Annotated in this window: 8 protein-coding genes; all 8 read left to right on the top strand. The window is 30.7% G+C overall.

All coding sequences use genetic code 11. The features are described from left to right. Positions 1 to 74 precede the first annotated feature (74 nt). Positions 75 to 512 (top strand): hypothetical protein, encoded by a 438-nt coding sequence (locus CHAB381_RS05715; protein ID WP_012109079.1) that lies wholly within the window; start codon positions 75 to 77, stop codon positions 510 to 512. Positions 513 to 740: 228 nt separating this feature from the next. Then, positions 741 to 2,879, top strand: a complete 2,139-nt coding sequence (gene pbpC, locus CHAB381_RS05720) for a penicillin-binding protein 1C (protein ID WP_232215071.1) — start codon at positions 741 to 743, stop codon at positions 2,877 to 2,879. Between the two features lie 46 nt (positions 2,880 to 2,925). Then, positions 2,926 to 7,953, top strand: a complete 5,028-nt coding sequence (locus tag CHAB381_RS05725) for an alpha-2-macroglobulin family protein (protein WP_012109081.1) — start codon at positions 2,926 to 2,928, stop codon at positions 7,951 to 7,953. A 73-nt stretch (positions 7,954 to 8,026) separates the two neighbouring features. Further along, positions 8,027 to 10,651, top strand: coding sequence for a valine--tRNA ligase (locus CHAB381_RS05730; RefSeq protein WP_012109082.1), 2,625 nt, complete (start codon positions 8,027 to 8,029; stop codon positions 10,649 to 10,651). Between the two features lie 2 nt (positions 10,652 to 10,653). Next, a complete protein-coding gene (locus tag CHAB381_RS05735) occupies positions 10,654 to 11,475 on the top strand; it encodes a type II restriction endonuclease (protein ID WP_012109083.1) in 822 nt (273 codons plus the stop codon). Further along, positions 11,468 to 12,283, top strand: a complete 816-nt coding sequence (locus CHAB381_RS05740; protein ID WP_012109084.1) for a DNA-methyltransferase — start codon at positions 11,468 to 11,470, stop codon at positions 12,281 to 12,283. Before CHAB381_RS05735 ends, CHAB381_RS05740 begins: the two co-directional genes overlap by 8 nt. Further along, complete coding sequence (locus CHAB381_RS05745; protein WP_012109085.1) at positions 12,280 to 12,648, top strand: DMT family protein; 369 nt, start codon at positions 12,280 to 12,282, stop codon at positions 12,646 to 12,648. Before CHAB381_RS05740 ends, CHAB381_RS05745 begins: the two co-directional genes overlap by 4 nt. 37 nt (positions 12,649 to 12,685) lie before the next feature. Further along, positions 12,686 to 13,198 (top strand): tetratricopeptide repeat protein, encoded by a 513-nt coding sequence (locus CHAB381_RS05750; RefSeq protein ID WP_041570503.1) that lies wholly within the window; start codon positions 12,686 to 12,688, stop codon positions 13,196 to 13,198. Positions 13,199 to 13,235 lie beyond the last annotated feature (37 nt).

Here is a 13,235-nt window from a genome sequence, read left to right on the forward strand (position 1 = left end):
ATTTTATAATTATAGCGAAATTTTAAGCAAATAATGGTATAATAATCGGAAATTTTTTAAATGGAGTTAGACAGGTGGATAAGGAAACTACAATCTCTTCCATAGAAAAGCTTTTAAGCGCGCAAGAAATGTTACTTTTTAGAATTAAAAACGGTATTTATAATAATCGCGGTGAAAATTTAGATCAAATTTTAAATCAATATACCGATTTTGTTGAATTTTTTAGAAATCCGAAACATAATTTTCGAGAACTTATGGGTGGAATTGCATACGACAATATTATGACTTACGCTAATAACGGCCTTGAAGAATGCGCGCGAATTTATTACGTATATTTTACTGAACCGCAAGGTTTTTTTAAGAAGATAAAATTTAAAGATCCAAGCCCTATAGAAATAGAAAAAGCAAAAAGCTATCATAAAGATTTGCTTACAATAAGTGAAAAACTTACAGAATACATAAATATCGGACTCCAAAGACTAAATAGTCTTGATAAGGATAAATTTAAATAATTTTTAAGCCGAAATTTTAAAATTTTGGCAAAAACACGATTTATAAAATTCATTTTTAATGAAATTTATACCATTTTAAAAACTTTATATTAAATTTAAAATACTGCTTTTAAAAATTCAAATGGCAAAAAATATTTGTTTTTATAATAAAAACTAACCGGAATTTTAATAAACTTTTTTAAAAAATATTAAGCAACTTTAAAATAAAATTTTACAATGAAAATTTTAATGAAACTTATTGCATTTACGGTTGCGATTTTTACACTGTTTTTGATTTTTGATTTTGCTTTTCCTCTAAATTTAGGCAGCAAATTAACGGATGAAAGCAAAATTATATATGCCAAAAACGGCGAAATACTGAATATGTCGCTCAATAAAAACGGAATTTGGTTTATAAAAGCAAACAATAAAGAAATTCCCAAACGCGTGAAGCAAAGCGTAATTTTTTTTGAAGACAGATATTATAACTACCATTTCGGCGTTAATTTTTTCTCTGTTTTAAGAGCTGCTTTTCACAATCTAACACACAAAAACCGTATCGGCGCATCAAGTATTTCAATGCAGGTTGCAAGAATGCTGAATCCAAAAGAGCGCAGCTACAAGAATAAAATAATCGAAATTTTCAACGCTTTTCAGCTGGAATTTCATTACAGTAAAGATGAAATTTTGCAAATGTATCTCAATCTTGCACCTTACGGCGGTAATTTGCAAGGCATAAAAACAGCGTCACTATTTTATTTCGGGAAAAATTTAGACGATCTTACAAATGCGCAAATCGCCCTGCTTTGTGTAATTCCAAAAAATCCTAACAAAAACAGGCTTGATAAAATTTCAAACATTTCAAAACTTAAAAATTCTCTCATAACCAAACTTTACGAAGCGGAAATTCTAACAAAAAGCGAATTTTTAAGGGCAAAAAAAGAGAATTTCAAAAACAAACGTTTAAGCGCACCGAATTTTGCGCCCAATTTCGCACAAATTGCCTTTAAAAACGGTATTTCACACACAAATTTAAACTTAAAATTTCAAAAAAAATTAGAACAACTGCTTAAATTTGAAATTGAAAAACTTAGTTCAAAAAATGTCAAAAACGCAGCTGCAGTTTTAATCGATAATAAAAAAATGCAAGTAGTTGCTTACGTGGCAAGCCACGATTTAAAGGCGAAAAACGGACAAAATGACGGCGTAAAATCCATAAAAAACGTAGGTTCCACACTAAAACCGTTTATCTATGCAAAAGCCTTGGAAAAAGGACTTATAACGCCAAAAAGCAAATTAGTAGATACACAACTTTATTATAAAAACTATACGCCGAAAAATTATTTTGACGATTTCGTAGGCATTGTAAGAGCCAAAGACGCACTTACATATTCTTTGAATATTCCTGCTTTGAAGTTAAATTCCATTTTAGGAGAAGATTCTTTGTATTTTATACTTAAAAGAGCTGATTTAACGGAATATGACGAAGAATTTTACGGCAACGGAATCGCGCTTGGCGGAATTTCGCTTTCGCTTCTTGATTTGACTCATCTTTACACGATATTTGCAAACGGCGGCAAACTTCTACCGCTTGAAATTGCAGGCGAAAAAATAGATAAAAATATCTCTATTTTAACGCCGCAAAGTGCATATTTGACGTATCTTATGCTGGAGCAAACTCCACGAAACTATCTAAACAGCGTTTGGAAAAATACAAAAAATAAACCGCACATTATGTTTAAAACCGGCACAAGTGCGGATTCAAAAGATCTTTACACAATCGGGGTCAGCAAAGATTTTACTCTTGGCGTGTGGCTTGGAAACTTTGACGGCTCTAAAACCGATGATTTGAGCGGTGGCATAAGCGCAGCCGAAGTCGTATTAAATATGTTTGAATATCTAGATAAAATTTCGCCTCAAAAACAAATTGAAAAACCGAACGGAATTTTTGAAGAAAAAGTGTGCTGCGATGCTTATATAAATGAATCTTGCAATGATTTTCAAAACGATTTCGTTATAACGAAATTTCATAGAGATTGCGATTTCTACAGGCCTGAAGAGCTATTTTTTATGTTTAAAAACGGTTATTTAAACCAAAACGATATAAAAAATACGCCATGCTTTAATGAATTCAGCAGTATTCGCCCTGTTTTAAATGAAATTGACGGTAAAAATTATAAAACAGATAAAAAATTATTAAGGTTGAAAATATCATGCACAGCCGTTTTCGGGGATGAAGTTTTCATCTCGATCGACGATGAAAAATATATAAGTTTTCCAAACGGAAAAGATATTTTTTATTCATTTAAAAAAGGTGCACATACTATAAAATGCCTTGATATTTATTCTAATTTAAGCGTTGCCGAATTTAGCACTGATAGCCTGTAATTTAACTTTATGTTATATAATTGTAAAAAATCAAAAGGAGTAAATAATGAAAAAATTAACTCTGTTTTTGCTGCTTTTTTCGTATGCTTTTGCAGATTTGGACGTTAAAAGTCTGAATCTTAATGAAGAAATTTTAAAAATTGAACTTAGCCTAAAACATAACAAAACAGGCGAAATTTCAAAATCTCAAATTCTAAAATGTGAGCCTAAAATCAATGGAACGTACGAATTTATAAAAGATAACGAAATTAATTTTTATCCTGCAAACGGCTTCATCAAAGGACAAACTTACAAATGCGAAAATCAAAGTTTTAAAACTGAAGATTTTAAAATAACAAACGCAAAAAATCTAAATAACGAGATGATTTTACTGAATTTTAACGATTTCATATCGCCGGAAGAGATTAAAAAAAATCTAAAACTTTTCACGAAAGAAAAACTGAGTAAAAATAATGAAAATTTTGAAATTTTAAGCGACGACAATAGAACTTTTTTTATAAAACACGATAAAAAACTGCAAAATTTGGAGCTTGAAATTTCAAAAAATTTAAAGTCGATTTATGGAATTTCGCTTGACGAAAATTTTAATTTTAATGTAAATAACAGCGAATTTATCGATAATAAAAGCGCAATAAACACTGAGCCGAATAAAATTATTCCGAAAGCTTTTAATCATGGAAAAATCGGCTTTAGCGTTTTGTTCGATGATTATATTGAAGCTTCGGCAAGATTTGTAAAAATTGACGGAATTTCACATATAAATATTAAAAATAACGGTTGTTTTTATGACAATGATAAATATAACTGCAAAATCGACATTCTAAGTAATGAGCTTGAGCCGAATAAAACATATAAAATCACGCTTTTAAAAGGTTTCGGCGACAAATATCATATTTTAAGAAAAGATTTCACAGCTTCGCTAAAAACACCGAATCGCGCTATTTTTATCGATTTTAGTGATGATAAGAATATCTTTTCAAAAAACGCAACTCTTAGCTTCAAATCAGCAAATATAAATGAAATTAAAATTTTAGTAAGTAAAATAAAAGATCAAAATTTCAGATATTTTTTAAATTTTAACGATTATGCAGGAAATTTTGTAAGCGAAGTTTTTAGTGAAAAATTTTCATTAAAAAGCGCACAAAATGAGATTAGCGAACATAAAATCGATCTTAGTCTTGAAAAATTTCCCGATGGCGTTTATAAGTTTGAGATTTTTTACAAAGATGAAAAAGACAAACTGAAAAGTGTAACAAAAATAGCTTATATAAGCGATATTACAGCCGCTTTTTTACAAACTGAAAATAGCTTTTCGGTGCTTACTTCAAGAATCAGTAACGGAGAAATTTTAAAAAATGCCGATTTAGAAATTTACAGTGACAAAAATGAGCTGCTTTTTGAAGGAAAAAGTGATCAAAACGGTATTTTCAAAATTGACGAAGATAACGTAAAAGGTAAAAAAATAAAATCAATAGTCGTTAAAAAAGGCGGCGAAACCGGCTTTTTAATTATAAAAAATTCAATAAATAATGTTTATAATCAAAGCGATATTAAAACTAAATCGTTTTTGTATTTTGCAAGTGAACTGATAAAACCGAACGAAAACGTAAACGCGATTTTTTTCTTAAAAGACAATGAACTGAACGCCGTAAAAAACGTGCCTGTAAATATCAAAATTTTTGATCCTAGCGGCAATGAAATTATAAATAAAAACGCTAAAACGGACGATTTCGGAACCGTTTTTATAGATGAAAAAATGGGAGAAAAAGGCGGATTTTACAAACTTGAAGTCATTTTTGAAAATAGAGTGCTGCAAAATAAAAGTTTTAGCGTAGAAAGCTTCGTGCCAAATGATATCAAAGGTGAAATTCTCTCAAAAAAAGATGAATATTTTAAAGGCGAGAACATCGAATTAAAACTTATTGCAAACTACCTTTTTGGCGCGCCTGCGGCAAATTTAAACGCAACTTTGAACTACTCTGTTTTTGAAAAGGAATTTAAAGATAAAAATTATGAAAATTTCTCTTTTTTAAATGAAACGATTTATAAAAAAACGGCTTTTAAAACAGGCTATGAGGATTTTCTACTTGGAAACGATGCCGAAAACAGCGTTTTAATCCCTACAAATTTTGATACAAAAATAAGCAACGTAGCACAAATTAGAGCCGATTTTAATGTATTTGGCGGCAACAAAAACTCAAGAAAATACAAAGATTTCACATTTTTTCCATACAAATATCTAACCGCGATCAAAGCGGATAAAACATTCATAAGCGAGCACGAAAGCGTAAATTTCGAAATTTTAAGCCTTAACGCAAAAGACAAAAAGCCTGTAAATAGGCAACTTGATATAGAAATTTATAAAATAAATTATGATTATATTTTTGATGGCGGAAAATTTGAAGAGCAAAATGAGTTTGTTTTACAGGACAGCTTTAAAACGGATAAAAGCTTTGACTACAAATTTGAAAACGGCGGAAACTATATCATCGTGGCAAATGATTATTTAAGCGGCTCAAGCGCTAGTGTAAATGTCGATGTAGGCGGATTTTATTACTATGCAAGACTGAATAAAAATGATCTTTTAAGTGCAAATATAAAGCTTGAAAAAGACAGTTTTTTGCCGGGTGAAACCATAAAAGGTGTAATAAATTCAAAAATCACCGATGGAATTTTAAACATCGCGCTTGTTGATGATAAAATTTCAGATTTTAAAATTTTAAAAATCAAAAACAATTCATCGGAATTTAGTCTAAAAGTGCCTGAAAACTTTAAAGGCGGCTTTATAAACGCTGTAATTTTTCAAAGTGGCAAAAATAGCACCGAACCGATTCGAACTTACGCGAATATTCCCGTTAAACTGGAAATTTCAAGCAAAAAAATTCCGTTGACACTTGAACATATAAAAACGGCGAAAAACGGCGAAGAGATTGAAGTTTCGGCAAAAACTTCGCCAAACAGCAAAGTTACGCTTTTTGTAGTTGATGAAGGAATTTTGGAAATTTTAAATAAAAAAGAGCTTGAAATTTTTAATTATTTCAATATGCCTAAATGGTTTTATTTCGCGTATTTTGACGCTTTTGACGACATCAGCAGATATGATAAACAAAATTTGAAAACGCTTAAATTCGGCGGCGATGGAATTATGCTTAGCAAAATGATGGATGCGGCAAAACAGGATACAAGTCCTGTAAAAGACCGCAAAGAGCGAAGTTTTATAAAAACATTTTCAGCCATCAGTGATAAAACAGGAATTGCAAAATTTAACGTGAAATTTCCTCAAAATTTTAATTCAAAAGTAAGAATTACCGCGATTTCAACAAACGACGAAGGAATAAATTCTACAAATTCATATATTCAAATAAAGGATAATATAGTTTTAAAAGTTGCGGCACTTGATTATTTGGTCAAAAACGACGAGATAAACTTTCCGATAAACATAATAAACACGACAAATGAGAACAAAAATTTAATACTGAATTTAAAACTGAGTAAAAATTTAAAAACAGAAAAAAACGATTTTAACATTTCCGTGAAAGCGCTTGAAAATTTAAATTTTAAAATTCCATTAAAAGCACTTGATTTAGGAATTGTAAACATAAATTTCACGCTTTTTGACGGTAAAGAAAAATTCAGCCGAAACTTGAACTTCGATATAATTTCGCAATATCCGAAAAGTTATTTTTATGAAGCGAAATACACGCAAAAGGCTTTAAAATTTAGACTTGATGAAAGTTACGGCGATTTGTCCGTATCGCTATCAAATGCGCCGGATTCTGAAATTTTAGCGCAAAAATTATCGCAATATCCATATTTTTGCACCGAACAGGTAAGCTCAAAATTAGTCGCATTCGACTTTTTATATGAAAAAAACAAAGAAAATGAAATTTTAAAGCAGTTAAGAGATTATGTTTCGATTTTGCTTTACAGATTAAAAGACGACGGAAGCTTCGCTTATTGGGGATTTTACTCCGAACCGAACGAATTTTATTCGATTTATGCATCAAACATTTTGCTTGAACTTAATAAAAAATATTCGCTTATCGGCAATTTTCAAAAAAAATTAATTTTCAAAAATTTAAGAGATCGTAAAGAAAATTTGGATAATAAAATTTATGCTTATTTTGTATTAAACCGCTTCGACAAACTTGAAAATAGCGAGATAAACGAAATTTTAGACAAAAGAAAAAATATTAAAAATTTTGCTTCAAAGTTAATGCTTGCAGAAATTTTAAAAACAAATAATTTGAAAACCGAATTTGAAATTTTAAGAAATGAGATTAAAATTTCCGAAGCAATGTCAAATCGCGATAAAATTTCGGCTTTATATTTGAATGAAAAAACGGAAATTTTCACTAAAAACAATATAAAAGAAATTTTATCAAATCTTGAAACACCGCGCAATACATTTGAAACGGCACTTTTAATAAGAGCACTGAAAGATTACAAAGATGACGACATAAAAAAAGCGGGACTTAAAATAAACAACGAAATTTTGGAAAAAAATGTTCCTTTTAGAAAAATTTTTACTTTAAAAGATAGAAATATAGAAATTTTGCCGCAAAATGAAGTTTTTTACACGCTTTTCAGTGCAGGATATGCAAAAAAACCTTTAAAACACGATTTTTGTGATTTCGAAAAAAATGAGTGTGTAAATATTGATATTTTCAGAGAATTTGTGGATCAAAACGGCAAAAAGATCGATTTAAACAAATTAAAAATAGGCGATATAATTTTTTCAAAAATAGATATAAGCTCACCAAATAATTTCGACGCAGGCAATATCATCGTAGATGAAGGCGTAAGCTCGTGTTTTGAAATCGTAAATGAAAATATCTATCCGCAAACAAGAAGCAAAAAAACACAAGATAGCATAAAATTCAGCAACAAAGAGTTTAAAGCAGATCGAATTATCAGCGCAAATGACGGATTTTACGGACACGCTACATTTTATAGCCCTTTAAAAGTGATTTTAAACGGACATTGTTCGCTTCCTGCGGCAAGCATATTCAGTGTGAATGACGAAAATATGAGTGATTACGATTTGGAATTCGAAAATTTTACAATTAAATAGTTTTTAAATCAGCTGTTTTTTACCAAAATTTAAGTAGAATCATAGGTTAAAATTTTAAATTTAGAGGTAAAAAATGGCTGATTTTTATAATCCGAAAGAAGTTGAAGAAAAATATTATAAAATTTGTGAAAAACGTGGATATTTTGAGATAGACGGCAACAAAAATATTCAAAAAAAAGGCAAAAATTTTTGCATTATGATGCCGCCTCCTAATGTTACAGGAGTGCTTCACATCGGACACGCGCTTACTTTTACACTGCAAGATATTATGACTCGCTACAAAAGAATGGACGGATTTAAATGTCTGTATCAACCCGGAATGGATCACGCAGGAATCGCTACTCAAAATGTCGTAGAAAAGAGACTTTTAGCCCAAGGGATAAAAAAAGAAGAGCTTGGACGCGAAAAATTTTTAGAAAAAATTTGGGAATGGAAAGAACAAAGCGGCGGTACTATTTTAAAGCAAATGCGTCTGCTCGGTATTACTCCTGCTTGGTCAAGAACGCGCTTTACGATGGATGAAGGCTTAAAAAAAGCGGTTAAAAAGGCTTTTGTGCATCTTTACGACAAAGGTCTTATAGTTCGTGGAAATTATATGGTTAATTGGTGCACACACGACGGCGCACTTAGTGACGTGGAAGTTGAACACAAAGAACATAAAGGAAAACTTTATTATATAAAATACTTTTTAGCTAATGATTCTAAAAATTTCATAACATTAGCAACAACAAGACCTGAAACTTTCTTTGGCGATAGTGCTGTAATGGTAAATCCAAATGATGAAAGATATAGTAATTTAATCGGTAAAAAAGTCGTTTTGCCTATAATCGGGCGAGAAATCGAAATAATTGCCGATGAATATGTTGATATGAGTTTTGGAACCGGCGTGGTAAAAGTAACCCCGGCTCACGATCAAAACGACTATGAAGTTGGAAATCGACACAATTTGGAGTTTATTACCGTTTTTGACGAAAAAGGAATTTTAAATAAAGAGTGCGGAAAATTTGAAGGTTTAGAAAGACTTGAAGCAAGAGATGCTATCGTTGCGGAGCTTGAAAGACTTGGAAATATCGACAAAATCGAAGATTATACAAATCAAGTCGGATATTGCTATCGCTGCAAAAATGTCGTAGAACCATACATTTCAAAACAATGGTTTGTCAAAAAAGAGATTGCAAATGAAGCTATAAAAGCCGTCAATAATGGCGGCGCAGAGTTTTTCCCAACTCATTGGATAAATAGTTTTAACGCCTGGATGCGAGAACTTAAAGATTGGTGTATTTCGCGTCAGCTTTGGTGGGGCCATCAAATTCCTGTTTTTTATTGCGATGAGTGCGGATTTGAATGGGCAAGTGAAGAAGAAATGCCAGAGATTTGTCCAAAATGCGGCAGTAAAAAACTTCATCAAGATCCAGACGTCCTTGATACTTGGTTTAGTAGCGGACTTTGGCCGATTTCTACGCTTGGTTGGGGAAACGGCGATGAACTTAAAAATGAAAAATGGTTTGAAAACGATTTAAAAGAATTTTATCCAAATACAATGCTTATTACAGGATTTGATATTTTATTTTTCTGGGTTGCAAGAATGTTTTTTCAATGCGAAGAAGCCACTAAAAAACTGCCTTTCCACGATGTATATTTACACGCTTTGGTTAAGACAAGCGACGGCAAAAAAATGAGTAAAAGCAGCGGAAATGTGATAGATCCGATTGATAAAATAAACGAATACAGTGCTGATATTTTACGCTTTACTTTGGCACTTTTATGTATTCAAGGACGCGATATTAGACTAAGTGAAGAAAAACTTATTTTAGTGCGAAATTTTACAAATAAACTTTACAATGCACATAAATTTTTACTTTTAAACGCTTCAAAATTCGATGATTTAAGTCAATGTGAAATCAAAACCGAACTTGGAAAATATCTATTAAGTCGTTTTAATGAATGCGTCAAATGTGTGCGCGAAAATTTGGAAAATTATAGATTTAACGATGCTGCGACAGAAATTTATAAATTCCTTTGGGATGAATTTTGTGATTGGGGAATTGAACTTAGTAAAGCCGAAAAATCAGCTATAACAGAACTTGGCGCGATTTTTAAAGAAGCTATGAAACTTTTAAATCCGTTTATGCCGTTTTTAAGTGAGTATTTATATCAAAATTTAAGTGGCACTGATTTGGAAAATACAACTTCAATAATGATTGACAAATATCCACAAGCAGGAGAGATAAACGAAAAAACGGAGAAAATTTTCTCTTTGATAATTGAAGCTGTTGTTAGCATTCGCCGTGCAAAAGCGACTATTGATTTAGGAAATTCAAAAATTCCACTTGCTTATATCAAGCTAAATGAAAATATAAATTTAGAAAATGAACTTGAGTTTATAAAACTTCTTGCAAAATGCGATGATGTTAAATTTGTGAACGAGAAAGTAGCCGACGCAGTGGCTGATGTAAGCCAAAATTTAAGCGTTTTTGTGCCTTTAAGCGGTGTTGATTTAAGTGAGATTTTAAAAAGGCTTAACGCACAAAAAACAAAGCTTGAAAAAGAGATTTTAAAACTTGAGGGAATGCTTAAAAATGAAAAATTTATCGCTAATGCCCCGGCTGAGGTTGTGCAAACCAACCGCGAAGGACTAAAAAACGCAAAAGATCAGCTCAGTAAAGTTGAAAATGAGATAAGAAGTTTGGAAATTTGAAGATGAAAAACAAAATTTCATTTAATGATTTTTTAAAAACTCTACAAAAAACAAATGCTACACTTGATTATTTTGTAAATTTTAAAAAATGCTCTACAAACATAAAAAAGATCTCTATTCATTTAAACCAATTAAATTATTTGTTAAATAAGCAGGATTTAAAATCAGAAATTGAGTTTTTATTTAGCAAAAACAAAGAGTGTTTTTCTGTGCTAAATTTGTTGATTGCTGTGCGAGATAAAAATACAAAACTACTTGATGAATGTGGAAATTTAATAGATTTAAAAAACTATTTTGAAAATCCAAAACAAATTTATGATTTTTTCAAACAAACAGGGCTTGAAGAAATTTTCAAAAACTCAGAAATTAAAAATTTAAATGATTATGTTTTTGGTATAGAGGTAGGCTTGGATACAAATGCTAGGAAAAATCGAGGCGGAACAAATTTTGAGAATTTAATTGCCAAAAAACTAGATAAAGAAAAAATTCAGTATAAAAAAGAGGTAAAAAGCACTAATTTTGCTGATTTGGATTTGGGAAAGGATCTAAAAAGATTTGATTTTGTTATAAAATCTAAAAATTTTACATATTTAATTGAGACAAATTTCTATAACTCAGGCGGTTCAAAATTAAACGAAGTTGCAAGAGGCTACACCGAAATAAATGCAAAAATTTCTTTAAACAATAAATATAAATTTATTTGGATAACAGATGGACAAGGCTGGTTAAGCGCTAAAAATAAACTTGAAGAAGCCTATAAAAGTGTTGAAATTTACAACTTATCCAACTTAAAAGAATTTATTGACAAGGTAAAAAATGGCTAAATTTATAAGTGATGATAAAAAATTTACACTTTATAATGGTGATACTTTTGAAATTTTGCCTAAATTTAAAAGTAAATTTGACCTTATTTTTGCCGATCCACCCTATTTTCTTTCAAATGACGGACTTAGCATCCAAAGTGGAAGGATTGTAAGCGTAAATAAGGGCAATTGGGACAAAAGTTATGGCATTGATGAGATTGATAAGTTTAATTTAGAGTGGCTAGAAATGGCAAAAAACGCTTTAAATGATAATGGAAGTGTAATGATTAGTGGAACCTATCACAATATCTTTTCTATTGGCAGAGCTTTACAAAAACTAGACTTCAAAATCCTAAATATTATTACTTGGCAAAAGACAAATCCACCGCCAAATTTCAGTTGTCGTTATCTCACTCACTCAACAGAACAGATTATTTGGGCTAGAAAAAGTGAAAAACACAAACACATTTTTAACTATGAGCTTATGAAAAAGATAAATGACAATAAGCAGATGAAAGATGTTTGGGCATTTCCTGCCATTGCACCTTGGGAAAAAAGTTGTGGTAAACACCCAACTCAAAAACCTTTAAGGCTTTTAGTAAGGCTTATTTTAATGGCAAGTTATGAAAATTCAACTATCTGTGATCCATTTAGTGGAAGCTCTACAACTGGAATTGCTGCAAATTTACTAGGTCGAAATTTTATAGGAATTGAAAAAGAAAAAGAATTTATTGATATTAGTTTAGCTAGAAAAAATGAGCTTGATCAAAACAGAAATAAAATTTTTAATAAAATTGATGACTTTAAAATTTTTAAAGAACTAAAATGAAACCATACTACACAATAATTTTGCTAATTTTATCAAACATATTTATGACAATTGCGTGGTATGGGCATTTAAAACTTAGCAAATTACCAACTTTTAGCTCACTTAGTCTTATTTGGATAATTTTACTTAGTTGGGGAATTGCATTTTTTGAATATTGTTTTCAAATTCCTGCAAATAGATATGGCTTTGTGGAAAATGGCGGTGCATTTAACATATGGCAGTTAAAAGTCTTGCAAGAAGTTATCACGCTAGTTGTATTTACAGCATTTACGCTGCTAGTTTTTAAAAATGAAACCTTAAGGTTAAATCACATAATAGGTTTTATTTTTCTTGTATTGGCGGTCTATTTTATATTTAAAAAATAAAAATGCTAAAATAACCAAATTTAAGAAAAGGTATAAGATGAAAAAGATTATGGTTTTGCTATCTTTTGTCTGCACTGTTTTGTTTGGCAATGAACTTGAAATTGCTGATAAAGCTTATAAAGCAGGAGATTATCAAAAAGCTTTTAAATACTCTAAAATTGCTTGCGATAATGGAGAGTATGAAGGTTGTTACGGTCTTGGAAATTTATATAGACTTGGCGAAGGTGTAGAGCAAAATTACACAGAAGCTTCTAAATACTATAAATTAGCTTGTGATAATGGAGTATATTTAGGTTGCAACAGTCTTGGATTTTTATATGCTTACGGTCAAGGTATAAGACAAAATTACAAAGAAGCTTTTAAATACTATAAGTTAGCTTGTGATAATGGAGAACATAGAAGTTGTTACAATCTTGGAGTTTTATATGCCAATGGTCAAGGTGTAAGACAAAACTATAGCATGACAAAGGAGTATTTTGGTAAGGCTTGCGACTTGGGCGATCAAAAAGGTTGTGATGCATTTGCAGATCTAAATCAAAAAGGCTATTAGCTATCTTTTATAGGTTATTTTAATAGGTTTTATTTTT

This window comes from Campylobacter hominis ATCC BAA-381 (assembly GCF_000017585.1).
GTDB classification, from domain to species: Bacteria; Campylobacterota; Campylobacteria; order Campylobacterales; family Campylobacteraceae; genus Campylobacter_B; species Campylobacter_B hominis.